The sequence below is a fragment of the Sporomusaceae bacterium genome, assembly GCA_031460455.1.
In the GTDB taxonomy this organism is placed as follows: Bacteria; Bacillota; Negativicutes; order Sporomusales; family UBA7701; genus Anaeroselena.
Window position 1 is genome coordinate 82969 of the sequence record JAVKTQ010000010.1, and the last position, 24933, is coordinate 107901.

At 64.2% G+C, this 24933-nt stretch carries 23 protein-coding genes; 4 read left to right on the forward strand and 19 right to left on the reverse strand.

Annotated elements, in window-relative coordinates; genetic code table 11:
- The first annotated feature begins 15 nt into the window (after positions 1 to 15).
- Positions 16 to 408, forward strand: coding sequence for a hypothetical protein (locus RIN56_14590; protein MDR7868021.1), 393 nt, complete (start codon positions 16 to 18; stop codon positions 406 to 408).
- 229 nt (positions 409 to 637) lie between these two features.
- Here the strand turns inward: RIN56_14590 and RIN56_14595 are convergent, their stop codons facing one another.
- Positions 638 to 1816 (reverse strand): alanine--glyoxylate aminotransferase family protein, encoded by a 1179-nt coding sequence (locus RIN56_14595; protein MDR7868022.1) that lies wholly within the window; start codon positions 1814 to 1816, stop codon positions 638 to 640.
- A gap of 177 nt (positions 1817 to 1993) precedes the next feature.
- On the opposite strand from RIN56_14595, the gene RIN56_14600 reads away from it, so the two are divergent.
- Positions 1994 to 3157, forward strand: coding sequence for a D-alanyl-D-alanine carboxypeptidase family protein (locus RIN56_14600; GenBank protein ID MDR7868023.1), 1164 nt, complete (start codon positions 1994 to 1996; stop codon positions 3155 to 3157).
- On the opposite strand, the gene RIN56_14605 is transcribed toward RIN56_14600, so the two are convergent.
- The 10 genes from RIN56_14605 to RIN56_14650 all read right to left on the reverse strand — a co-directional run bounded on the left by RIN56_14605 (position 3152) and on the right by RIN56_14650 (position 13509).
- Entirely contained in the window at positions 3152 to 3931 is a 780-nt protein-coding gene (locus tag RIN56_14605; GenBank protein MDR7868024.1) for a protein-glutamate O-methyltransferase CheR, read from the reverse strand. The two genes, RIN56_14600 and RIN56_14605, sit on opposite strands and share 6 nt — an antisense overlap.
- Before the next feature lie 15 nt (positions 3932 to 3946).
- A complete protein-coding gene (locus RIN56_14610) occupies positions 3947 to 4714 on the reverse strand; it encodes a flagellar motor protein MotB (GenBank protein ID MDR7868025.1) in 768 nt (255 codons plus the stop codon).
- A 168-nt stretch (positions 4715 to 4882) separates the two neighbouring features.
- Positions 4883 to 5998: an alanine dehydrogenase gene (gene ald, locus RIN56_14615; protein MDR7868026.1), complete on the reverse strand. Its 1116-nt coding sequence runs from the start codon at positions 5996 to 5998 to the stop codon at positions 4883 to 4885.
- 221 nt (positions 5999 to 6219) lie between these two features.
- Positions 6220 to 7392, reverse strand: coding sequence for an amidohydrolase (locus tag RIN56_14620; protein MDR7868027.1), 1173 nt, complete (start codon positions 7390 to 7392; stop codon positions 6220 to 6222).
- 1 nt (position 7393) lies between these two features.
- Entirely contained in the window at positions 7394 to 8071 is a 678-nt protein-coding gene (gene hypB, locus RIN56_14625) for a hydrogenase nickel incorporation protein HypB (protein ID MDR7868028.1), read from the reverse strand.
- Positions 8071 to 8412: a hydrogenase maturation nickel metallochaperone HypA gene (hypA, locus tag RIN56_14630; GenBank protein ID MDR7868029.1), complete on the reverse strand. Its 342-nt coding sequence runs from the start codon at positions 8410 to 8412 to the stop codon at positions 8071 to 8073. The genes hypB and hypA overlap by 1 nt, the downstream gene beginning before the upstream one ends.
- The gene (locus tag RIN56_14635) at positions 8405 to 8869 is read right to left on the reverse strand and encodes a hydrogenase maturation protease (protein ID MDR7868030.1); all 465 of its coding nucleotides are present in this window, start codon (positions 8867 to 8869) and stop codon (positions 8405 to 8407) included. The genes hypA and RIN56_14635 overlap by 8 nt, the downstream gene beginning before the upstream one ends.
- 65 nt (positions 8870 to 8934) lie before the next feature.
- Entirely contained in the window at positions 8935 to 10659 is a 1725-nt protein-coding gene (gene polX, locus RIN56_14640; protein ID MDR7868031.1) for a DNA polymerase/3'-5' exonuclease PolX, read from the reverse strand.
- A 10-nt stretch (positions 10660 to 10669) separates the two neighbouring features.
- Positions 10670 to 12652, reverse strand: coding sequence for a penicillin-binding transpeptidase domain-containing protein (locus RIN56_14645; GenBank protein ID MDR7868032.1), 1983 nt, complete (start codon positions 12650 to 12652; stop codon positions 10670 to 10672).
- 161 nt (positions 12653 to 12813) lie between these two features.
- Positions 12814 to 13509, reverse strand: coding sequence for a TerC family protein (locus tag RIN56_14650; protein ID MDR7868033.1), 696 nt, complete (start codon positions 13507 to 13509; stop codon positions 12814 to 12816).
- Between the two features lie 255 nt (positions 13510 to 13764).
- Here RIN56_14650 and RIN56_14655 point away from each other — a divergent pair, with 255 nt between their 5' ends.
- Entirely contained in the window at positions 13765 to 14982 is a 1218-nt protein-coding gene (locus RIN56_14655; protein ID MDR7868034.1) for an MFS transporter, read from the forward strand.
- Between the two features lie 243 nt (positions 14983 to 15225).
- Entirely contained in the window at positions 15226 to 16299 is a 1074-nt protein-coding gene (locus RIN56_14660; GenBank protein ID MDR7868035.1) for a hypothetical protein, read from the forward strand.
- Positions 16300 to 16512: 213 nt separating this feature from the next.
- Here RIN56_14660 and sdaAA read toward each other — a convergent pair whose 3' ends face one another.
- Genes sdaAA through gcvPA form a run of 8 tightly spaced genes read right to left on the reverse strand, consistent with a single transcriptional unit; the run spans position 16513 to position 24933 of the window.
- Positions 16513 to 17400, reverse strand: a complete 888-nt coding sequence (sdaAA, locus tag RIN56_14665; GenBank protein ID MDR7868036.1) for an L-serine ammonia-lyase, iron-sulfur-dependent, subunit alpha — start codon at positions 17398 to 17400, stop codon at positions 16513 to 16515.
- Positions 17397 to 18071 carry an L-serine ammonia-lyase, iron-sulfur-dependent subunit beta gene (gene sdaAB, locus RIN56_14670; GenBank protein MDR7868037.1) on the reverse strand — a complete coding sequence of 225 codons (675 nt, stop codon included), beginning with the start codon at positions 18069 to 18071 and terminating at the stop codon, positions 17397 to 17399. Before sdaAB ends, sdaAA begins: the two co-directional genes overlap by 4 nt.
- A 1-nt stretch (position 18072) precedes the next feature.
- Positions 18073 to 19488 (reverse strand): dihydrolipoyl dehydrogenase, encoded by a 1416-nt coding sequence (gene lpdA / locus RIN56_14675; GenBank protein ID MDR7868038.1) that lies wholly within the window; start codon positions 19486 to 19488, stop codon positions 18073 to 18075.
- Positions 19489 to 19505: 17 nt separating this feature from the next.
- On the reverse strand, positions 19506 to 20333 hold the full coding sequence (locus RIN56_14680) for a lipoate--protein ligase family protein (GenBank protein ID MDR7868039.1): 828 nt from the start codon (positions 20331 to 20333) through the stop codon (positions 19506 to 19508).
- Positions 20314 to 21291, reverse strand: a complete 978-nt coding sequence (locus RIN56_14685; GenBank protein MDR7868040.1) for a radical SAM protein — start codon at positions 21289 to 21291, stop codon at positions 20314 to 20316. Before RIN56_14685 ends, RIN56_14680 begins: the two co-directional genes overlap by 20 nt.
- Positions 21288 to 22151, reverse strand: a complete 864-nt coding sequence (locus RIN56_14690) for a radical SAM protein (protein MDR7868041.1) — start codon at positions 22149 to 22151, stop codon at positions 21288 to 21290. The genes RIN56_14685 and RIN56_14690 overlap by 4 nt, the downstream gene beginning before the upstream one ends.
- Positions 22139 to 23590, reverse strand: a complete 1452-nt coding sequence (gene gcvPB, locus RIN56_14695) for an aminomethyl-transferring glycine dehydrogenase subunit GcvPB (protein ID MDR7868042.1) — start codon at positions 23588 to 23590, stop codon at positions 22139 to 22141. Before gcvPB ends, RIN56_14690 begins: the two co-directional genes overlap by 13 nt.
- Entirely contained in the window at positions 23587 to 24933 is a 1347-nt protein-coding gene (gene gcvPA, locus RIN56_14700; protein MDR7868043.1) for an aminomethyl-transferring glycine dehydrogenase subunit GcvPA, read from the reverse strand. The genes gcvPB and gcvPA overlap by 4 nt, the downstream gene beginning before the upstream one ends.

Consider the following 24933-nt stretch of genomic DNA (forward strand, 5'->3'; position numbering starts at 1 on the left):
GGCGGAGGTGTAATCATGGAAGGAATCATATGCGCGAACTGTCACTCCTGGCTGGCTCTCGAAGCGGCCGCCTGCCCCGGCTGCGGCTGCCCCGTCGTGCTCGACGGCGAAAGCAAGAGCGTCATCGACCATCTCCAGCCCGACTGCCTCATCCATCGCTACGAGGGGTCCGACATGCTCGAACCGGCGGTCGTCGTCAAGGAAGGCAAAACCAACATCAAAGCCGCCACCCGCCTCAAAGAGTACGTCCAGCCCGTCACCGTCCCCAAAACCAAGGTCTATGCCTTCGACCAGAGCATCCTCGGCAGCATCCAGTCCCTCCGTAACGAACGCACCGCGACCATCAGGAGGTATGACCAACAAATCGCCAGCCAGTGGCAGCAGCTCAAACCTTATAAGCCAAAATAGGGAGGTTGCCTAAAAAGTCCATCTGCGGCGTTGCTCCTCAGAGCGCTTGCTTGCGTACGATTAGTACGCGGCGCGGCGCGCTCGCACCCTTCCGGGTATAAGCGATCACATCGACGCTAAAGCGTCGTGTGTCTGCTTATCCGGTGCGCCTTGCATCTGGAGCTTTTTAGACAACCTCCGGCAACACAAATATAAAGGCCGGGGATTTTTCCCCGGCCCTTCGTCATTCTTATTTCCCGCAGCCGCACGAACAGGAAGGAGCAGCGGCTTTGTCCCACTCGGCGCAGGCCGCGCCTACCGCCGCGCCGGACTGTACCGGCACGCCGAGAGCGTTCAGCGCCCGTTCCACCGACGACAGCGTCTTGACGATCTCGGTAATGCAGACATTACCCATATGGCCGATCCGGAACGCCTTACCCTTGATCTCGCCCAGCGCGCCGGCCACGACCACGCCGTAGTCTTCCATCTTGGCCCGGAAGGCGGCGCAGTCAACCCCGGCGGGATAATAAGCCACCGTCAGCGTCGGCGCCAGCGCTTCGGCGGCCGTAACCGTCTTGACGCCGATCGCCGCAAGTCCGGCCCGCACGCTGCGGCCGATGCGCTCGTGGCGGGCATAGCGGTTCTCCAGCCCTTCGGCCAGGATGATCTTCACCGACTCGCCCAGCGCCAGGATAAGATTGACCGGCGGGGTGGCGAAATACATGCTGGGGTTATCCATGATCGGCAGCCAGTTCTTCCAGTCGCTATAATAGGTCGGCACGGTGCCCAGCGACTCGCGGCGGGCGAGAGCCTTGGCGCCTATAGCCACCATCGTCAGGCCGGGCGGCGTCCCGAAAGCCTTCTGGCAGGTGGTGACGAGGACATCGACGTTCCAATCCTGCATCGGCTCAGGGATACCGGCGCTGGCGCACACGCCGTCGAGAATGAACAGGGTGCCATATTTCTTGGCCAGTTCGCCCACTTCCTTGGGCTGAGACATAACGCCCGAAGAAGTATCCACGTGGGTAAGGGTCATGGCGGCATATTTCTTCGCCGCCAGCTTCGCCTCGATAGCGGCCAGCGGCACCCGCTCGCCCACCGGGCAGCTTAGGACGTCGGCCTTGATGCCAAGCGCCTTGGCCACGAGAGCGTAACGGTCGCCGAACACTCCGTGGGTGACGACGAGGATTTCCTCACCGGCCCTTACCGTGTTTATCAGGCCCATCTCCATCGACAGCGTGCCGGCCCCGCCGACGACGATCATCTGCTCGGCCTGAAAGATGGTCTTGAGGCCGGCCAGGCACTCCTTGTAAACCTTCACAAATGCGCTGTAGGTATGGCCATAAGTCTGGGTAGCCATCGCCTGCCGGATGGGATCGGCCACCGGCGTCGGCCCGGGAATCATCACTAACGGATCGGTTTTAATCATGTCAAATCGCCCCTCTCAATAACACTGGTACAAATCTAATACGGTGCGGGCCGCGGAAAATCCTGCCCCGGCGCCATTCCTTTCTCGCATAGCCGGTATGCCTTAATCCATAGCATCCGGCGGAATGAACCGCCGCCGCCGGCAATATAATGTAATAGTTTGCACAGGAGGGACGCTATGGCTTGGCACCGCACAACCCTCGCCTTCTTTGCCGTGTTCATCGGCATATGGCTGACGGCCTGGCCGGAGGCGGCCGCCGCCCCGCCGCAGATAAAAGCGCGGGCGGGCGTGCTGATCGACGCCAAAACCGGCGACGTGCTGTTCGAGAAGAATAGCCGCGAACACAACGCACCGGCCAGCACCACCAAAATTATGACCGCTATCCTCGCCATCGAGAGCGGTCGCCTCGACAATCCCGTCAGGGTCAGCCTGCGGGCGGCCGCCACCCGTGGCTCGTCCATGCACCTCTACGCCGGTCAGGTCCTTTCCCTGCACGAACTATTAAGCGGTCTGCTGCTGCGCTCGGGCAACGACGCCGCCGTCGCCATCGCCGAGCATCTGGCCGGAACGAATGAAGCCTTTGTCGCGCAGATGAACGAACGGGCCCGCGCCCTTGGCGCCACCGACACCCACTTCCGCAACCCCCACGGCCTGAGCGCCCCCGGCCATTACTCCTCAGCCTACGACCTCGCGCTCCTCGCCCGCTTCGCCCTCGCCGACCCGACCTTCGCCGCCCTCGTCGGCAGCAAGGAAATCAGCATCGAATGGCTCGACCGGCGCGGCCGCGAAAAAGACGTCAACCTCCGCAACACCAACAAGCTACTGTGGATGCTCGAAGAGGCGGACGGCGTGAAAACCGGCACAACCGGCGAGGCCGGCCCCTGCCTCGTATCCAGCGCCACCCGCGGCAACCATAAGCTGATCGCCGTCGTCCTTAACGACCACTCCCGTTGGTACGACTCGATGCAGCTCCTCAAATTCGGGTTCGACAACTACGACCTCTACGAATACGCTGACCAGGGCGCCCTGATCGCCACCCTGCCCGTCGAAAGCGGCCTCGCCGCAACGGTTGACGCCGTCGCCGCCGCCCCGGCCGCCCTCGTCCTCCCCGCCGCCGACTACCCGCGGGTGACAGTGGAGGTCGACCTGCCGAAAAAAATCAAGGCCCCGGTATACCAGGGCCAGAAAATCGGTGAAATCATCTTCTTCGTCGGCGACAAGGCCGAAAAGACGGTCGATATCGTCGCCAGCCGCGAAATCAGCGAACGGACCGCCGTCAAGACCTTTCTCCACGGCCTGCTCCGCACCTTCCGCCTGCTGGCGGGCTGGGGCGTGCTATAGCGGCTTGCGGTAGAAAAAGGGCAGGTAATGCTGAAAACCGATATCGCGGAAATTGAGGATCGCCTCGGTGCCGCCGACGAAGAATACCCCGCCCGGCTTCAGGGCGGCGAAGAAGCGCCGGTAAAGGGCATCCTTGGCCTCCTCGGTGAAATAGATGACCACATTGCGGCAAAGGATAAGGTCGAAACCGGTTTCGAACTTGTCAAGCAGCAGATTGTGGCGCTGAAAATCGACCAACGCCTTGATCTCGTCCTTGACGGCGTAGCTATCGCCGTTTTTGATGAAATAGCGGTCAAGCCGCTGCGCGGGGATATTCTTCAGCTCGCCGGCCGTATAAACCCCCTGCTTGGCCTTGGCCAGCATCTCGACATCGAGATCGGTCGCCAGAATGCGGTGGCGGGCCGAAGCGGCCTTCTGCAGCAGGATCATCGCCAGGGAATACGGCTCTGCGCCCGTCGAGCACCCGGCGCTCCAGACGTTAAGGCGCGGACTGCGCGCCAGCAGATCGGGGATAACCTTTTCCTCCAGCTCCACAAACTTCTCCGGCGTGCGGAAGAACTCGGTCACGTTGATTGTCAGGTAATCGATGAAATCCTTATAGATCTTCGGATTGCCTTCGAGCAATTGAAAAAACGCCATATAAGTCGATACGCCGTGCCGGTTCATCAGGTTGGTTATCCTGCGCTGCATCTGCGCCGGCTTGTACTGATTAAGGTCGATGTTGGATTTTACGAAAAGTTTTTGTTTAAAAAGCTCCCAATCGTCTTGTACCATGCTGCCTCCACACATTCATCTTTTAATTGGGTCGAAGGTGCTGATTTCGCCGCCGGACCGGTCGTTACGCAAAATAACGACATCCACCCGGCGGTTCTTGGCCCGGTTCTCGTCTGATGTGTTGGGGTACAGGGGGCGGTACTCGCCGTAGCCCAGCGAAGCCAACCGTCTGGGGTCGGCGCCGTGCTTGCCGATGAGATAGCGCGTCACCGCGATCGAACGGGCGGCGGACAACTCCCAGTTGGAAGGGAACTGCACCGTGTTGATCGGCAGGTTGTCGGCGTGACCCTCCACCCTTATGTAGCGCGGCGTATTCTTCAGCGCGAGGCCGACCGCGTCCAGCATGGCCAACGATTCCTGGCGCAGTTCGGCCTGGCCGAGATCGAACAGCACATTATCCAGAAAACGGATCGTCAGCCCACGCTCGTCGACGACGAACGCCATCTGCTTCTGGTCCTTGACATTCGCCTGGACTTTCCGGATGATATCCTGGAAATCTTCCGTCTCCCTGCTGCCGTCCATGCTCATAGCCTGCTCGACCGCCTGGGTGCCCTGCTGGGTATAAATAAGGCTTGAGGCCGAGCCTTCGGTACGAAAAGCCACCGCCAGGGAGTTCTTGAGAGAATTGAACTTGGCCGCGTCCGCCTTGCTCATCGCGTACATGATGACGAAAAAAGCCATCATCAGGGTGATCAGATCAGCGTAAGTCAGCAGCCAGCGCATCATGCCGGCCGCATCGTGACCCCCTCCGCCGCCTCCCCCGCCGCCGCGTCTTTTGGCCATATTCCCACTCCTTCAGTCGCCATCGAAGTGTCTATACATAACAAGTCCCCGTATTTGGCTTTCTTCGACAACAACCGGCATTATTCCTACAAGAAATGTAAAAGCAATTAAAGGGATGGTGAATTTTCACCATCCCTTATCATCGGCCGCTTATTTTTGCCTAAAGACTTAAAGCGCTTCGGCCAGCGGCGTATACCCCAGCCCCAGCGCGTCCGCCACCGCCTGATACGTGACCTTGCCGTTCACGACATTGACGCCCTTGGCCAGGCCGGCGTTATCCATGACTGCCTGCCGGTAACCGTTGTTGGCGATCTGCAGCGCATATCCGAGCGTCGCGTTTGTGAGCGCGAACGTCGACGTGCGGGCCACCGCGCCCGGCATATTGGCAACCGCGTAGTGAACCACGCCGTGCTTGACATACGTCGGCTCGCTGTGGGTGGTTACGCGGTCGATGGTCGCCACCGAACCTCCCTGGTCGATCGCGACATCGACAATCACCGAGCCCGGTTCCATTGTCTTGACCATTTCCTCGCTGACCAGCTTGGGCGCCTTGGCCCCCGGCAGCAGCACGGCGCCGATGAGCAGGTCGGCCTTGCGGGCCCAGCAGGCGATATTATAGCTGTTGGACATAATCGTCACCACGCGGCCGCTGAACAGGTCGTCGAGATAATTCAGCCGCTCGGTCGAGCGGTCGATCACCGTGACCCTCGCGCCCATGCCCACCGCGATTTTGGCGGCGTTGGTGCCGACGATGCCGCCGCCGACGATGACCACCTGGGCAGGTTCCACGCCCGGCACGCCGCCGAGCAGGATGCCCTTGCCGCCTTCCGGCTTTTCGAGGAACTGGGCGCCGATCTGCACCGACATCCTGCCGGCCACTTCGCTCATCGGCGTCAGCAGCGGCAGCGACCTGTTGGGGCCTTCGATCGTCTCGTAGGCGATGCCGACGACCTTCTTGTCGAGGAGCGCCTTGGTCAGGGCGGGCTCGGGCGCCAGATGCAGATAAGTGAACAGGATCTGCCCGGCGTGGAAGAGGTCGTATTCCGCCGCCAACGGCTCCTTGACCTTCATAATCATCTCGGCGTCGTCGAACAGCCGGCGTTTATCGGCGATAATCCGGGCGCCCGCCTTCTCGTAGGCCGCATCGCTGATGCCGCTGCCGAGGCCGGCGCCGGCCTCCACCATCACGTCGTGACCGGCGGCCACAAGCGTCGCCGCGCCGGCATGGGTAAGGGCCACCCGATTTTCATTATTCTTGATTTCCTTTGCAACTCCGATAAGCATCCTTATATTCCCCCTACTTACGTTGATTGTGTGCAAAACACGATTAAATAATGCAATAATTGTGCCAGCACACAATAGCGGCATACAGCAAGGGATTCGTCTATTACGGAAGCTTTCGTTTACAATATCGGAACTATTTATTTCCACCACGGAAACTTTTATTACCGAAACAGGGTGTAAAATGACCCGCCGCCTTGCCGGCCAGCGGGTCAGGCATTTCCCTATTCTCGCCAGGCGGAAATCGTCTGGGCGGCGTCGATTTCGCCCACCGCACCGTCGAGTACGACCAGCCGCGGCCGCGAAGTCACCGCCAGCGGCGGCCCGTCCCACACCACCACATCCGCGTCCAGGCCGGGCGCGATGCGGCCCACCCTGTTACCGACCCCGAGGATGTCGGCCGCTTCGGCCGTGATCGCCTTGAGCGCCTGCTCCTCAGGGAGACCGAACCGCACCGCCAGCCCGGCATACACGGGCAGAAAAGCCGCAGGCAGCACCGGGTGGTCGCTCATCAGGGCGAAGCGGACGCCATGGGCGGCGAGCACCGCCGGGGCTGCGAAGCTGCGGTCCTTAAGCTCGAGCTTGCTGCGGGTGGTCAGGTTGGGGCCCACCACCAGCTTTGCCTGCCTTGCGGCCAGCAGCTCGGCGATATTATGCCCTTCGGTGGCGTGCTCGACGATTACCTCCACGCCGAACTCGGCCGCAATCCTGAGCGCGGTGACGATATCGTCCGCCCGATGGGCGTGAGCCCGAAGAGGCATCTCGCCCCGCAGCACCCTGGCCGCCGCCTCCAGGCCGAGATCGTACTTCCAGTCCTTCTCGCCGGCGCGGGCGAGGTAATCTTTCGCCCTGAGCAGCGTCTCCCGCACCAGAGCGGCGGTCGCCATCCTGGTGACGGGGGCTTTTTTCTGCTCGCCGTAAACCCGCCGGGGGTTCTCTCCGAAGGCAATCTTCAGTCCGGCGTGGCGCTTGAGCAGCATCTCCTCCACCGCCGCGCGGCGGCGGGTCTTGATGACGCTGCACTGGCCGCCCACCGGGTTGGCGCTCCCCGGCGCCACCATGACCGTCGTCACTCCTCCGGCCAAGGCGTCGGCCAGGCCGGCGTCGTCGGGGTTAATGGCGTCGATGACGTCCATCTCCGGTGTTGTCGGCTTGCTGGTCTCGTTGACCTCTTCCCCCGCCCAGGCATACGACTCGGTATACACCCCAAGATGGGTGTGGGCGTCGATAATCCCCGGCGTCACGTACCGGCCGGCCGCGTCGATGACGGTCGCCGCCGCCGGCACGGCCACACGCTCGCCGACGGCGACAACCCTGCCGCCCTCGATCAGCACCGTGCCGCCTTGCAGGGCCGGCCCGGCCATCGTCAGCACCGTTCCTCCCGTCAAAGCCAGCATATTAAATTCCCTCCCGGCCGGCGGCAGCCTTCTTGACCGCAACCTGGGCCCGCAGCCAGTCGTACCAGGCCTCCAGGCCTTCGCCGGTGCGGCACGACGCCGTTATAAGCGTTATCTGCGGGTTGATGCTCATGATATCCTCGGTCGCGGCGGCCAGATCGAAGCTGGTATAGGGCAGCAGGTCGATCTTGTTCACGACAGCGGCGCCGGCCTGCTTGAAAACCAGCGGGTATTTGAGCGGCTTGTCCTCGCCCTCGGTGACGCTGAGCACCGTCGCCTTCATATCCTCGCCGATGTTGAACTCGGCCGGGCAGACGAGGTTGCCGACATTCTCGATTATCAGCAGTTCGAGACGCTCCAGGTCCAGCCTGTCCAGGACGCCCCTGACCATGCTGGCGTCGAGGTGGCAGCCGCCGCCGGTGTTGATCTGCACCACCGGCACCCCCTGGCGGGCGATGCGTTCGGCGTCCTTATCGGTGAACAGGTCGCCCTCGATGACCGCCATGGACAGCTCGTCCTTGAGGGCGGCGATCGTCCTTTCCAGCAGCGCCGTCTTGCCCGAGCCGGGCGACCCCAGCAGGTTGAGAACGAAGATGCCGCGGCGCGAAAGCTGCGCATTTACTGCGGCGGCGATTTGGTCGTTTTTATCGAGGATATTGGCCATAACTTTGATTTCCATTATTCCACCTCCAAATGCTCCACCCGGAGTTCCCGCCCGGAGACGATCTCCACCCCCGCCGACCCGCATCCGGGACACAGGAAGCGGAACCGCTCCACGCGGAATTCGCGGCCGCAGTCCCGGCACCTGCCGACGAGTGGCATAACCTCCACCTCCAGCTCGGCAGCAGCAGCAGCCGTCCCGGCCGCCAGCGAAGCGAAACAGAAGGTAAGCGCCTCAGGCACCACCTCGGTCATCTCCCCCACCTGCAGCTTGATGCGGACGACGGCCGCGGCGTCATTTTCCGCCGCGGCCTGCAGCACTATATCCAGGATTCCCTGGGCGATTGCCATCTCATGCATCGTCTAAGCCTCCCAATTCCGCGGCGATCAAGTCCGCCACCCTCCTCGCCGCGGCCGCAACCGGCGGCGACAGCTCCAGTCCCATGTCCATGCCGGCCGGCTCCACCCCGAAAATAACGATGGGCGGCAGCGTGGCCGACCGGGCCAGGAGCGCCAGAGTCTGGGGAAGGGTGAATTCGTGCAGCGAATAACCGGGGGGCGCGGCTGCCGTCCCAATATCGTCCGGCGTCAGGCGGTAGACCGATCCCGGTTCGCCGCCGCCCGCGAGGGCGTCGACAATGATAATCCTGGCGGCGTCAAGCAGCGAACCCAGTATATCCAGCGACGCCACGCCGCCATCCACCGTGTCCACGCCGGGAGGCAACGTTCTTGTCGCCAGCTCGCGCACGACATGGATACCCACCCCATCGTCACTCATCAACAGATTGCCGAACCCGACAACCACCGTTCGTCCCATTCTACCCTCCGCCCGATCTCCATTATTTCCGGGAAATAGATAAATTCCGACAAACCGCTGCGCGGTTAGTTCCTTTTCCGCCGCAGCAGCGCCAGCGCCTCGGCCGCCGGCCGCGTGTTCACGATATCGGCGGCTGTCAGCCACCCCTTGCGGGCCATGGCGACGCCGTACGCCACATAATCGAGCTCGGCCGGCGCATGGGCGTCGGGGTTGACCGCCAGCAGCACCCCCGCCTCCTTCGCCTTGCGGCACCACCGCCAGTCAAGGTCAAGGCGGTAGGGACTGGCGTTGATTTCGATAACCGTCCCCGTGGCCGCCGCCGCGGCGACGACAGCGCCCAGGTCGACGCCGTAGCCGTCCCTGGCCAGCAGTATCCGGCCGGTGGGATGGCCGAGAACGCCCACATAGCGATTCTCCATCGCGCGGATGATCCGGCGCGTCATGTCAGCCTCGCTCTGGCGGAAGGCGGAATGGACGGAGGCGATGACGAAATCGAACGCCGCCAGCACCTCGTCCGGGTAGTCGAGCGACCCGTCAGGCAGTATGTCGCACTCGATGGCCGCCAGCAGCCGGAAATCGGGGTTGGCCGCGTTCAGCCGCTCGATCTCGCGGCGCTGCTCGTCCACCGTCTCCAGCCTGAGGCCGTGGGCATACACCGCCGTGCGGCTGTGGTCGCTCACCCCCAGATACCCCCAGCCCCGCTCCCGCGCGGCTGCCGCCATCTCCGCCGGCGTCGCGCTGCCGTCGGAAAAAGTCGTGTGCACATGGAAAACGCCGCGGATATCCTCCGCGCTTACCAAGGCGGGCAGCGCACCGGCGGCGGCGGCCCCGATCTCGCCCAGCCCCTCGCGCAGCTCAGGCTCTATATAAGCAAGCCCCAGCGCCCGGTAGAAAGCCGCTTCGTCGGCCACCGGCAGCCGCTCGCCGGCTGCCGTCTCAATGCCATACTCGTTGATCTTCAGCCCCTTGTCCTTGGCAAGGCCCCGCAGACCGACATGGTGCTCCTTGCTGCCCGTAAAGTGGTGCAGCGCGGCGGCAAACTCCTCCGGCCTCACGGCGCGCACATCCATATTCATGCCGTTGGCCAGCTTGACGCTCGTCTTGGTCGGCCCCTGGCCAAGCACCGCTTCCACGCCGGGCAGCGCGCCCACGAGCTCCATCGCCGCCGCCGGCTCGGCCGCCGCCACGACGATATCGATATCCTTTACCGTCTCCTTACGGCGGCGGATGCTGCCGGCCACCGCCGCCCTCTCCACCCCCGGCTGGCCCTCCAGCCAGGCGGCGATCTTCGCCGCCAGCGGCAAGGCGTCAGCCAGAAGAAACTGGCCCTGGAACCGTTTCACGTAGTCGATCCCCTGCAGAATCCGCTCCTGGGTCTTGGCGCCGAATCCGGGGAGCGTCACCAGCCGGTTCTCGCGGCAGGCATACTCCAGCTCCCCGATCGAGTTGACGCCCAGCTTCTCATGGAGCTGCAGCGCCTTCTTCGGCCCCAGCCCGGGGATTTTGACCAGCTCGAACAGCACCGACGGCACGGACGCCTTCAGTTCCTCGTAATACGCCAGCCGGCCGGCGGCCAAAAACTCGCGGATCTTGAGGCCGAGCGCCTGACCGATCCCCTTGGTCGCATCCATCCGGCCGCTGGCCACAAAGCTCTCCAGGTCGCCGTCGAGCTCCTCCAGAGTCCGTGCAGCCGTCTCGTACGCCCGTATCTTGAAGGGATTTTCCCCTTTCAACTCCAGCAGCACGGCAATCTCGGCGAAAATCCCTGCCAGCGCTTGCTTATCCGCCATGCGGCACCTCCTACCTGGGTTCGAAATAAACGGTCACTTCCGCGCCCGGATTGACGATAGTGTTCGGCGGCACCGTCTGCCTGACCGCCACGCCGCTGCCCACCGGCACAAAAACCAGTCCCGCCCCGGCCAGGAGATCCCCCGCGTCGCGCATACTCCGGCCGAGGACATTAGGCGTCGCCACCTTACCCGGTCCAGGCTTCACGGCCGGCGCCACCGCCTGTTTGGCCGGGGCCAGCGCCGGCGGGGACGGCCGCGCCGCCGGCACGCTGGCCAGTTCGGCGGCGTTATGCGGGCGGATAGTGAGATAGCGCATCACCTGATTCATAATCTCCCCGAAAACCGGCGCGGCAATCTCGCCGCCGTAATACGCGCCCACCGGGTCGTCGATGACGACCAGCGCCGCCACCTGCGGATCCTCCGTCGGCCCGAAACCTACGAAAGATGCGATATAGCGCCCGGCCTCGTAGCCGCCGCCGCTCTCCTTCAGCCTTTCAGCCGTACCCGTCTTACCGGCGAAGCGATAACCCTTCACGGCCGCCCGCCTCCCGCCGCCTTCGCTGATGACCTTCTCCATCAGGCCGGTGAGCAGCTTGGACGTTTCGGGACTTATCACCTGCCGCACCCGCTGCGTGGGCGTGGCCGACGCCAGCGAGCCGTCGGCGTTGTATATTTCCTTGATTATATACGGCTTGACCAGTACGCCGTCGTTGGCGATCGCCGACACCGCCGTCAGCAGCTGCAGAGGCGTAACGGCGATACTCTGGCCGATGGCCATCGTGGCCAGGTCGGAATCGCGCATATCCTGGGACTTGAACAGCAGCCCCTCTTCCTCGCCGGGCAGCTCGATATCGGTAGCCTGTCCGAACCCGAAAGCGCGGGCGTAGTTATTCAGCCGCTCCGCCCCCAGCCGGAGGCCAATCTGGACGAAGCTCGTGTTGATCGAATTCTTGATCACATCGATGAACGGCACCGTTCCGTAGCTGTCGCCGCTCCAGTTCTTGATGCGGCGGCCCGACACCTCGATATAGCCGTTATCGACGAACCACTCGTTCATCCCGATCACCTTTTCCTGCAGGGCAGCCGCAGCCACCACCGCCTTGAAGGTCGAACCGGGCTCATAGATTACCGAAACGGCCCTGTTCTTCCACTCCCCGGCCCCGTAACGGTAAAAGCGGTTGGGGTCGAACCCCGGCCGCGACGCCATCGCCAGGATCTCGCCGGTGCGCGGGTTCATAATAATAACCGTGGCGCCGCGGGCCTGCGTCCGCGCCATCACCTTGTCCAGGCTCTGCTCGACGATGAACTGGATGGCGCTGTCGATGGTCAGATAAACGCTCTTGCCCTGTTTCACCGGCTTGAACATCACGCTCGACCGCAGAATGGGGATGCCGTAGCTGTCGGTATCCACCGCCTGTCTCACAAGTTCGCCCTTAATCGTCTTATCGAGCGCCATCTCGATCCCGCTCAGGCCGACATCGTCGGTGCCGACAAACCCCAGCACCTGGGCCGCCAGGCCGTCGTTGGGATAATAGCGTTTGCTCTCTTCGATAAAACTGAGGCCGCGAATATTCTCCGCCTTGATGAGATCGACAACCTTCTGGGCCGCCTCCGGCTCCAGCGTCCGCTTCAGCCAGACGAAGCTTCCTCCCGCCAGCAGCCTGTCGCGCACCGCCTCTGTCTTCATATCCAGGATGGGGGCCAGCTTCGCCGCCATTGCGGCCGGCTCCTTGTTAAACTCGCGGGGATTAACGTACAGCGACTTGCGAAGACTACTTATGGCCAGTTCGCGGCCGCTCCGGTCAAAAATCGTGCCGCGCGGCGACTGAAGCAGCTTGCTGTCGCGGAGCTGCGTGCGCGACTTCTCCGCCAGATGCCGCCCCTCGACAAACTGCACCCAGGCGATGCGCCCGACCAGCGCTACGATTGCCGCCAGCAGCAGGAACATAGCGACTGCGATCGATTTTCGCACCTGCGGCGTGGCCCTCGACATCGTTGCACCCTCCAATAAGCTAATCTTTATGTATATTCGCCGCCTGCCCCGCTTTCCCTGTCCTGTCGGCCATATTATTAGCCCCGCCCACGGGCGCGACGCAGGCGTATCCCCTCGCCAAAAAATAAAACCGGGGCGCATCCCCGCCCCGGTTAATAGGTTCAGTTAAGCTGTTCGTCGGCGGTCGCCCGCTCCTCGGCAGCTTCGACCGTTGTCTTCCGGTACTTATTGTTCCATACCCCGGCGGCAATAACTGCGGCCGTAATCACTGCCGGCAGCAGCCAATGAGGCATCATTTCCGTGTAAGCGGCCATAAGTTTATCGCTTTGCATCATCTCGCCGGCCGTCCAGGCGATAAGCCCGGCCCCGGCGTACACGATGACCGGGAAACGATCCATCACCTTCAGAATGATCTGGCTGCCGAACACGATCAGCGGAATGCTCAGCGCCAGACCGAGGCCGAGCAGAACATAGTCGCCTTTGGCAACCGCGGCGATCGCCAGCGTATTATCCAGGCTCATGATGATATCGGCGATGATAATAGTCTTGACTGCCTTCCACAGTGAACTCGAAGCTTCGATATTCTCCTCGCCGCCGTTTTCCAGCAGCAGCTTGGCGGCTATCCAGACGAGCAACACGCCGCCGAAAAATTGAACATACGGTATGTGCAAAAGTACAACTGCTACGACGGTCAGTACCACCCGCAGCCCTATCGCCCCAGCACTACCCCACAGGACGGCCATCTTCTGCTGCTGCGGAGGAAGCGCGCGGCTTGCCAGCGCAATAACCACGGCGTTATCCCCGCTCAGCACGATGTTCACCATCATGATTCCCAATAGTGCGCCAATGAACTCCATTTTTTGTACTCCTTTTCGTGCGTAGATATAGTGCGACCATGACTATATTCAGTTAGCGACGAACCCGCTCCGCCTCCTTCTTGACCAAGTAATAATACCAGGTATCAATCAATGCGGCCATGCTTTATTTTAACAGGGGATAATGCGGCCGACAAGAGGACATGTCGCAAATATCCTGTATACATAACAAAGCTGCTCTTTCTCTGCTATAATAGTATTATCGTATCACCCGTCTTAACAAGGGAAGGTGCCCCGATGCCTCTGTTACCCGAATGGAAAAAGAATCTCGCCGCCCTGTGGTTCGCCCAGCTCGCCGGCATGGGCGCCATTACCGGCGTCATGGCTTTTCTGCCCCTCTATGTCCGCGAACTAGGCATTACCAGCCTCGAAGAGGCAGGGGTGTGGTCGGGCGTCCTTATGGGCGCCGCGCCGTTGACCGCCGCCCTGGCAGGGCCGTACTGGGGAGCGGTGGCCGACCGCCACGGCCGTAAACTGATGGTCATGCGGGTCATGTTCGCCTTCTTCACCGTCATGGTGCTGATGGGCTTCGTGGCCTCAGTTAACCAGCTGCTCTTCCTCCGCGTCGTCCAGGGCGTCTGCGGCGGCTTCACCGCCGCCGCCCTCGCCCTCGTCACCTCGCTGAGCCCTCCCGACCAGATAACCTGGACCCTCGGCATATTCCAGACGGCCATGATTGCCGGCAGCGCCTTCGGCCCCATGTTCGGCGGCATTATCGCCGACCATTTCGGCTACCGGTGGGCGTTCGTCTCCTTCGGCCTCCTCTGCCTCGTGTCGCTGATCATCATCCGCCTCGCCGTCGTCGAACGCTTCACGCCCGCGGCCGCCACAGCCAAGCAACCCGTCTGGCGCGAAATCGGCGCCATCATCACCATTCCGGGGCTCTGGCTGACACTCGCCCTCCAGTTCCTCATCCAGTTCGCCATGATGATCATCGCCCCCATCCTGCCCATCTACGTCCACGTCCTGGCCCCCAACCTTACCTACATCGCCAGCGCCGCCGGCGCCATCATCGCCGCCGCCGGCCTCACCAGCGCCGTAGCCTCGGCCGCGATGGGCAAAATCAGCAAACGGTTCAGCCACCGGGCAATCCTGATAGCGGCCGGCGCCCTGTCGGCGCTGTGCTTCGCCGCCCAGGCTCTCGCCGACAATGTCCTCCTCTTCGGGGCGATGCGGGCCGTCAGCGGCTTTTTCCTCGGCGCCATGCTCCCCACCGTCAACGCCCTCACCTACTTCCTCATCCCCGAGGAAAAAAGGGGAGTCGCCTACGGCGTCACCACCGCCTCGATGCAGATGGGCATCGTCTTCGGCCCCATCAGCGGCGGCGCTCTGGCCGTATACTTCGGCTTCCCGTCCGTCTTCTGGCTTTCTGCGCTGCTGTTCGCCGCCGTGGCCGTCGGCGTAACGCTCGTTCGCAGCCTTCCCGACACCGGCAGCGGCAAGGACCCCGGCTGATACGCCCCCCGGCGCCGCAAACCACAATTTTTACTTAATCGCAAACCTCGCTACAACTTGTCACTATTCGTTTTTTTGCGCGAAAATAACCCTTCCTCATCCGTCGGTTCAGAGCCAGCACATAGTGACATTTCGCGCGCAGCCTACGACTATTGCCAGACAGCTCGAATTCCCCCTTCGCAGGGGAATCGGTCCGCGTGTTGAATTTATAGGGATAAACCCCATACTAAGGCGGTGTACCTTATGAAGAAACTTCTCATCCTCCTGATAGCGCTGTTCTTCGTGCATTCTCCGGCTTTTTCCGCCCCTCAGCAGCCTCCCGCCGCGCAGTCCGGCCAAACCGTTCAGGAACAGCCCGTTTTGTCGCCCGCTCCCGCCTGGCCCGCCAAGGCCGCGTGGGTCGGCCAGCAGGCGACCGTCGTTCCCGCCAAGCTCTACGCCTCCGCCAGCTACCTGCTGATATTCAGCGAGCCCGGCAAGGACACCAGCGGCATCGATCAGCTCTTCCTGGCCCGCAAGCACATCGGCCAAACCTTCACCATCCAGGGCCTGCACAAGCTGACGAAAAAAGGCGCTATTACGCAGTACTTCTGGAAGCTGACCGGCAAAGACGGCGCCGTCCTGTGGGTAAGGGACTATCCGGACGTCGAGCTGTCCGGCCTGCCGTTCGCCCTTGCCAGCGAAATCGAGGCCGAAAACCAGGCTATCGCCGAAATCAATTCTCTCGTCGGCGCCACCCTTTGGATCGACCGCAACTTCATCCCCGCCGGGGAGCTAACCGCAAAAGTCAGCCACCTCGCCCCCCTCACCGTCACGGCCTTCAAGTCCGCCGGCCCCTTCAGCGAGGCCTACTCTCTGGCCTTCCGCCAGGCAGACGGCGCCCCGGTGGTATGGACCGTCGCACCGACGGGCGTCCGGGCCGCTTTCAGCAACAGGCAGTTTTTCGGCATGATCAGGAGCGGCTTCATGCGCCATGAGCCCCAAACGCTCTTCCCCCACTGGACGCAGGAGGACTGGCGGCTCGTCCGGGCCCAGGAGATCCGCGTCGGCTGGGACCGGGAGAAGGTCATCCTGAGCTGGGGCGAGCCGCGAACGGCCCCCATGCTGGTGCCCTCGGGCCCGGAAGAGGATGCCTACGAATGGCGATACGGCAAGTATTACCTGTACTTCCGCAAAAACGTGCTGACGAAGATCAAGATTCCCGACCCGGCCGCCGTCAACCAAAAGCCTGGCGATAAAAAGAGCGACAAAGACGCACTCCCGAAAATGATTGAGCTACAGGCGGCGAAAAAAAACGAGGCCGGTGAGCCCAAATAACAAAGGAAGCGGCATAATGCCGCTTCCTCTGCTTGTAGACAAAGTCAGAATTGGTGAGAAAGGTCCAGATGCAAGGCGCACCGGAAGAGCGCGCCGCGCCGCGTACTGTGGGACGTACGCAAGCAAGCGCTCTGAGGAGCAACGCCGCAGATGGGCCTTTATCGACAGTCTGAGGAAGCGGCAAAATGCCGCTTCCTTTTGTTATGTCTTATATCAGGCCTTGTCGTCCGCGAACAGTCGTCTTTCGATGGCCATCCCCGTAGGCGTCTTCGCCAGACCCCCCTGGGAAGTCTCCCGGAGGCTCGCCGGCAGGGCCATCCCCACCAGCCGCATCGTGTCGACGACCTCATCGACCGGGATGACGCTCTCCACGCCCGCCAGCGCCATATCGGCGGCCACCAGGGCCTGGACGGCGTAAAAAGCGTTCCGTCGCACGCACGGCACCTCCACCAGCCCGGCGACCGGGTCGCAGACCAACCCCAGTGCGTTTTTCAGCGCCAGAGCCACCGCCATCCCGACCTGCCGCGGCGAACCGCCGTCCATCTGAACGATCGCCGCCGCCGCCATCGCGCCCCCGGCGCCGCACTCGGCCTGGCAGCCGGCCTCGGCGCCCGAGATCGAAGCGTTTTCAGCAATGATCATCCCGGCCCCGGCCGCGGTGAGCAAGCCGTCGATGATCGCGGCCTCGCTGTAGCCCCGCGCCTCGGCCGCCGCCGCCACCGCCCCCGGCATAATACCGCAGGAGCCGGCGGTGGGGAAGGCCACGATCCGCCCCATGCAGGCGTTCACTTCGCTGACAGCCAGCGCGTAGGCGATCGCCCGGGCGGCGATGTCGCCGGCCAGCGCCTTGCCGCCGGCGATCCGGTTGTTGTAAAGGCGCGCGTCGCCGCCCACCAGCCCGCTGGGCGATTTCTCGCCGCTCGCCAGTCCGGCGGCGATGGCCTCGCGCATCACCTGCCAGTTGCGGGCCATATCCGCGCGGATGGCGTCCGCCGGCCGCCGGGCGTGCCTGCTCTCCTGCTCCACGATCACGTCGGCCAGCGACGCGCCGGTCGTCTCAGCCCGCAGGATCCATTCGCCGAATGTGCGGATGCTGCTCATACGCTCCCCCCCAACGCCGGAACGGACAATACCGCTTTCATGGCCGCCACCGCCCTGATCGGCGGCAAAGCCTCCGCGGGAATGGCCTCGTCCGCCTCAATAACCATCAACGCCTCCTCGCCCCGTTCCTGGCGGGAGACCTGCATAAAGGCGATGTTGACGCCCTCCTCGGCCAGCCTCTTGGTCACGACCGCAATCACCCCCGGCTTGTCGTCGTGGATGGTGATGAGGGTGTGGTACTGGCCGGTCACCCGCACTGGATAACCGTCGATGCGGGTGATGAGGATATTGCCCCCGCCGACCGAGGCCCCCGTCACCCGGCGCATCTGGCCCGACACACCGGTAAGTTCGAGCAGGGCGGTATTGGGGTGAACGTCGGGCAGCTCAACCGTCGAAAAAGTATACTTCAGGCCATGCTCGGCCGCAAGGGTCAGGGCCGTCTTGATCCGCTCATCGTCCGGGGCGAACCCCAGCAGACCGCCGATGAGGGCCTTGTCGGTGCCGTGCCCCCGGTAGGTCTGGGCGAAGGAGCCGTGCAGCTTGATCTGCGCCTCCGCCGGCCGCTCGCCGAGGATTATCCTCGCCATAGCGCCCAGCCTGACCGCCCCGGCGGTATGGGAGCTTGACGGGCCGACCATTATCGGCCCGGCGATATCGAACAGACCGCGCATATCAGTCGCCTCCTCTGCGCAGGGAAGACGTCCTCGCCTGGTGGATCGCCCGGCCTTCGATCGCGTGCACGCTTTCCATCACCGTCTCCGCCAGCGTCGGGTGCGGATGGATGACCTGGCCGATTTCCTCGGCCGTCAGCCCGTGGCGGATGGCAATCGCTCCTTCCATCACCAGATCGCTGGCATGCGGCCCGAGGATATGCATGCCCAGCACCTTGCCGTTCCCGGCGTCAGCCACCACCTTCACCAGGCCATCGGCCTCGCCCATCGACACCGCCTTGCCGTTGGCGGCAAAATTGAAGCGGCCTGTCTTGACCAGACGGCCGGCGGCGAGCGCCTCCTGCTCGGTCAGACCGACGGCGGCAATCTCCGGGTCGGTGAAAATGCAGCCCGGCACAGCGCCGTAATCCATCTCCGCCGCGCCGCCCAAAGCGTTTTCCGCCGCCGCCAGGCCCTCGCTCGAAGCCGCGTGGGCCCACATATAGCGCCCGGTCACGTCGCCGACGGCGTAGATGCCGGCGACGGTCGTCTCCATCCGGGCGTTTACCCCGATCCCCTTGCGGCTGAACGCCACCCCCGCCGCCTCCAGGCCGATGCCTTCGACCGACGGCTGGCGTCCCGTCGCGGCCAGCACCTTCTCGGCCGCCAGCTCCTGCTCCTTGCCGTCGGCCGTCGCTACCGCGACCGTCAGTCCCTCCGGCCCCGGCGCGATACCCGTCACCCTCGCGCCGGTCAGCATCTTAATCCCTTGCTTGCGCAGCAGCAGCGCCATTCGTTTCACCAAATCCGTATCAATACTGGGCAAGATAGCCGGCAGCATCTCGACAATCGTCACCTGGCAGCCAAAGGCCCGGAAGATGGCGGCGAACTCCACCCCCACCGCGCCGGCGCCGACCACCACCAGGCTGCGCGGCACCGCGTCCAGCGCCAGCACCTCATCGCTCGTCAGCACCCCCGGCAAATCGGCGCCCGCTACCGGCAGCTTCATCGGCGCCGAGCCGGACGCCACGATAATCTTGCGGGCGGCGACCTCCTCCCGCCCGGCGTTGCTGCTGACCGCCAGCGTCCCCGGACCGGTCAGCGCCGCCTCGCCGTACCGCACCTCGATGCCGTTGCCGGCCACCAGTTGGACGACGCCGGCCTGCAGTTGGCCCACCACCTGGTCCTTGCGGGCCATCACGGCGGCGAAGTCGAAGCCGATATTGTCGGCCCGCAGGCCGAAAGCCGCGCAATTCTGCAGGCTCTGCCACTTCTCCGCGCTTTTCAGCAGCGTCTTGGTCGGGATGCAGCCGCGGTTGAGGCACACCCCGCCCAGCTTCTCCTTTTCGACCAGCAGCACCCTGGCGCCCAGCTGCGCCGCCCGGATGGCGGCCACATACCCGCCGGGGCCGCCGCCCACGACCGCGATATCGTACATAAAACAATCCTCCTCGATTAGCGCAGCAAATTCCAGCTATCCTGGCCGTATTTCTCCGCTGCCAGCCTTGCCGCAACCGCTTCCTCGTCCGCAGTCAGTCCGCCGGGCATAAACTCGTCCTCCAGCGCGGCGGCGAAACCCGCCGTCAGTGCGGCGGTCAGCTCGCCCCAGGCCGGGGAGCGCCCCAGCACCTCTTCGAGAGCAACGGCCCGCCGGGCCAGCATGTCCGCCGTCGCCGCCCGCGCCTCGGGAGAAGGCAACCTGAGGACAGCCGCGGCTTTGACGGCGTCGAACCTGAGCAGCAGCGACCCGTGCTGCAGAATGACCCCGCCCTTGCGCACCTGAGCGCTGCCGGCCAGCTTGCGTTCCGCACAGGTCAGCTCGTAATGCGCCGGGGCGTCGAAACAGGCTGCCGAGGCATGCTGCGGTCGCCTGCCCTGCCCGTAAGCAGCGCGGGGGATATTCAGCCCGGCCTCGACCCCCAGCCGTTTAAGCCCGTCCAGCAAACCGCCGCTGAACCAGCGGTAAGCGGCGGTGATCGTCGGCGGCACGCCCGGATAATCCTCCCGCACCGCCACGCTGTAGGTAAGCTCTGCGTCGTGCAGCACCGCCCGGCCGCCGGTAAGGCGGCGCACGACGTCGATGCCGCGCGCGCGGCAGGCGGCCAGGTCGATCTCCGCCGCCGCCCGCTGGAAATAACCGAGGCTGACCGCCGCCGGCCGCCAGCCGTAAAAGCGCAGCGTAGGCGGCGCTTCGCCCGCCCCGTGGGCAAGCATTATCGCCTCATCCGCCGCCATATTCGTCGCGGCGTCCGCCGCGCCGCTGTCAATCACCCGCCACGGCACGATCCCCGCCCCCGATCACTTCGCATTCGGCGATCGCCCGCGCCGTTTCGTCCACAGTCAGCGGCCGCGGGTAGTTATATATCACCCCGCCGGGGCGTTCGTTGTAGTAAGGGCGATTACAGTCCGGGCAGCCGCTGGTGCGGAACGCCGCCCCGTCGGCCAGCAGCCCGGCGAGACCGTCGACCGCAAAGCCGCCGATCATACCGTCGCGGCAGATTATCGCCTCCCGGCCGTATCCCTGCCGCAGCAGGTAGTGGGCCACCTGGACCCGCCGGTACTGGCCGACGGGCGGCGCCGCCATCCCGGACCAGGCTGTGCCCTTCACCGGCGTAAAGGCGAACAACCCCACTGTCACGCCTTTATCTATACAGGCCGCCAATGTGTCGGCCATCTCTTCCTCCGTCTCGCCCAGGCCGACGATGAGATGGGTCGTGACCCTTCCCGGCAGAGCGGCGGCGCACTCGGTAAGCAACCGCCATTTGCCGTGCCAGTCGCCTTCCTTGGCCTCACGATATGCCGCAGGCGTGGCGGCGTCCAGCGCCACGCATATACGGTCGGCGCCCGCCACCGACAGCCGCCGCGCCTCGTTCACCGTCTCCAGATGGCTGGACACGCACACCGGCACCCTGCTGAGAGCGCTCAGGGCGGCCACCGCCGCCGCCGCCCGTTCCCGGTCGCCGCCGTCGTGCACGACCTGCAGGCAGGCCCGTTTGATCCGGCCTGCCGTGTAGGCGGCGTCGATGCCGATAATTGCTCCGGCCGCCTCCGTCGTCGGCCAGGTGACGCGCGACAGCATGTTCGCCCCCGCGTCGCTCTCCCGGGCCTGGGTGCAGAAACGGCAATTATTGCGGCACCTCTCCCCGAGCATCACATAGGCGGTCGTCGGCGGCGCCTCGCTCCGCGTCGTCCTGCCGGCAACGGCGGCGGCGGTTCCCGCCGACAGCCTCCAATAATTCATAACACACAGCACTCCCCTCTTCCGACGGCGGCCAGACCAAGACTCTCGGCCAGCCTCACCGCGGCGGGCGTAGGATTGACGATAGCATTCAGACCCAGCCGCACCGCCGCCTGATCCAGGGCAGCGCGGTAACGGCCTCCCGGTCGCATGCAGCCCAGGCTGACGGGTACTTCCGGAAACAACTGCCGGGCCGCGGCCATGACACACAGCGCCTCTTCGAGCGCCGGCGGCTTGCAGTCCGCGTAGCGCGTGCCCCTGGTGGGGGTAAACACGATCAGCGTCAGGCTGTCGGCGCCGAGCATCCTCAGCAGCGCCAGCGCCTGATACTCGCCGCGGATCTCGCCGCCATGCAGGCCGATGCAGATGTGCGGCGCCACCCGGCAGCGCGTCCTGAGCTTCTTATAGCAGGCGGCGTAATCGGCCACCGTCCGGTCAAGACCGAAAACCTCGCGAATTGTTTCGTCGTCGCCCACGAAATCGAAGGACACCACATCCGCCAATGGGGCGACGACGTCGATATCGGCGTCGTCCATCAGCCCGGTATGGAGGTTGAAGCGTCGCCCCGGCTTGAGCGCCGCCAGCCGCGCGGCGTGCGCGGCCAGCGGCACGCTGCCGCCGGCCGTGCAGCCGCCGCTGATCAGACAGCTGGGACCGAGCCCTTCGCCCCGACCGGCCACTGCCGCCAGCGGCTTCATCCTCTTCAGGTATACCCCGCCGCAGTGGGCGCAGTCGAGAGCGCAATCCCCGCCGGTCACACTCACGGCGGTAGTCTGCGCCGGATAAGACAAAAATATCGTGGGGAAAAAGTTTTCCTCCCTGATAGCCCAACACTTCGCCGCCAGCGCCTCTATACCCTCCATCGCACCACCGGTTTGCGGGCGGCGGTCGCCTCATCGAGCCTTCCCACCACGGTGGTGACCGGGGCGCTCTTAACCTTGGCGGCGTCCTCCTCCGCCTCGGCGGCGATTTTAAGCATAACGGCGATAAACTCGTCGAGCGTCTCCTTGCTCTCCGTCTCGGTCGGCTCGATCATCAGCGCCTCCTCGACGATCAGCGGAAAGTAGATGGTCGGCGGATGATAGCCGTAATCGAGGAGCCGCTTGGCGATATCCAGCGTCCTCACACCGTTAGGCTTCTGGTTCTTCGAGGTCAGCACGCACTCGTGCATACAGTAGCGCTCGAAAGGCGAATGGTACTTCTCCTTCAGGCGGCTGAGGCAGTAGTTGGCGTTCAGCACCGCGTCCTCGCTGGCCGTCTTGAGTCCGTCGGGGCCCATCGATCGGATGTAGGCATAGGCGCGGACGATCACCCCGAAATTACCGTAAAAAGACTGCACCTTGCCGATCGACAGCGGCCGGTCGTGCTCGAGGCGGTATCCGCCGCTCTCGGCCACGATCACCGGCGCCGGCAGGAAAGGAATGAGCGCCTTCTTGACGCCCACCGGCCCCGAGCCGGGGCCGCCGCCGCCGTGGGGGGTAGCGAACGTCTTGTGGAGGTTGAAGTGGATGACATCGAAGCCCATGTCGCCGGGGCGGGAAATGCCCATGATGGCGTTGGCGTTCGCGCCGTCGTAATACAGCAGGCCGCCGGCGCCGTGGACGATGGCGGCCACCTCGCGGATGTTTTTCTCGAACAGCCCCAGCGTGCTGGGATTGGTCAGCATCAACGCGGCCGTGTCAGGGCCGACGGCGGCGCGCAGCGCGTCGAGATCGACGGCGCCGTCCGGGTGGGACTTGATCTCGACTGTCTCCAGCCCGCACACCGTGGCGGTGGCGGGGTTGGTGCCGTGGGCCGAGTCGGGCACGATCACCTTTGTGCGGTTCTCGCCGCGATGGCGGTGGTAGGCGCGGATGAGCTTGATGCCGGTCAGCTCGCCGTGGGCGCCGGCCACCGGCTGCATCGTCACCGCGTCCATGCCGGCGATCTCCGCCAGGTAGCCCTCCATCGCCGCGATCATCGCCAGCGCCCCCTGCACCGACGCCTCGTCCTGGAGAGGGTGGATAGCGGCAAAGCCGCTCATGCGGCAGGCATCCTCATTGATCTTCGGATTATACTTCATCGTGCACGAGCCAAGGGGGTAAAAACCGGAATCGACGCCGAAATTGCGCTGCGACAGGGCGGTATAGTGGCGCATCAGCTCCAGTTGGCTGACCTCGGGCAAGACGGCCGGCGTCTTACGCCGGAAAGCGTCGGGGATAAGGGCGGCCGCGTCGGGGGCCGGGACGTCGCAGGCCGGCAGATCTACCGCGCGGCGGCCGGGCTGGCCCATCTCGAAAATAAGCGCCTTTGCCTTTCTCATGATACCGCCTCCATCAACCGCACAAGACGGTCGATCTCCGCCCTCGTGCGTTTTTCGGTCACGCACACCAGCATGCAGCCGGCCAGTTCGGGGTAATAGCGGCCGAGGTCGAGCCCGCCGATAATCTTCTCCTTGAACAGGGCGGCGTTGATCTCCGCCACCGGTTTGGCGCAGCGGACGACGAACTCCTTGAAAAACGGGGCGCCGAACACCGGCCGGCAGCCGGGGAGCTTCGTCAGGGAATCGTAAGCGTAGCGGGCCTTCTTCAGGCACAGCTCGGCAACCTCGCGGAACCCCTCGCGGCCGACCGCGGTAAGGTACACCGCCGCCGCCAGCGAGCACAGCGCCTCATTCGAACAGATATTGGACGTCGCTTTCTCGCGGCGGATATGTTGCTCGCGGGCCTGCAGCGTCAGCACGAAGCCGCGGGTGCCCTCGAAGTCGGTCGTCTGGCCGACGATGCGGCCGGGCATGCGACGCATCAGCTTCTCGGTCGCGGCAAAAAAGCCCAGATACGGGCCGCCATACGAGACAGACAGCCCGAGCGGCTGGCCCTCGCCGACGACCGCGTCGGCGCCGAGCGCGCCCGGAGCCTCCAGCACCCCCAGCGCCACCGGGTCGGCAACCGCGATCAGCAGCGCGCCCGCGGCGTGGGCCAGGCCGGCGGCTGCCGCCACATCCTCCAGACAGCCGAAAAAGTTAGGGGTCTGGACAATCACCGCCGCTGTCGCCGGCCCCACCATGCCGGCAAGGGTGGCGGCGTCCGTAACACCGTCCGTAAACGGCGCTTCCTTCACCGCGATATCCTTGTCGACGGCGTAGGTGCCGAGGATGGTCCGGTAGTGGGGATGTACGGACCGCGCCACCACCACCTCGCTGCGGCCGGTCGCGGCGCAGGCCATCATCGCCGCCTCGGCGAGGGCGGTGCCGCCGTCGTACAGCGACGCGTTCGCCACCTCCATCCCGGTAATCTCACAAATCATGCTCTGATATTCCCACAGCGCCTGCAGATAACCCTGGGAAATCTCCGGCTGATACTGGGTATAGGCTGTATAGAACTCCGAACGGCCGATGACATGGTCGACCACGCTCGGCACATAGTGGTCGTACGCCCCGGCCCCCAGGAAGCAGGCATATTCGTCCAGGTTGGCGTTCTTGCCGGCCAGAGCCTGCAGATGGCGGGCCAGCTCAGGTTCGGCCATAGCCGCCGGCAGCGCCAGCGGCCTGCCAAGGCGCACCTCCGCCGGCACGTCGGCAAACAGTTCCTGCGTCGACCCTACGCCGATGGCGGCCAGCATGGCCCGCCGGTCGGCGTCGGTATGCGGCAGGTAACTCCTGGTCAT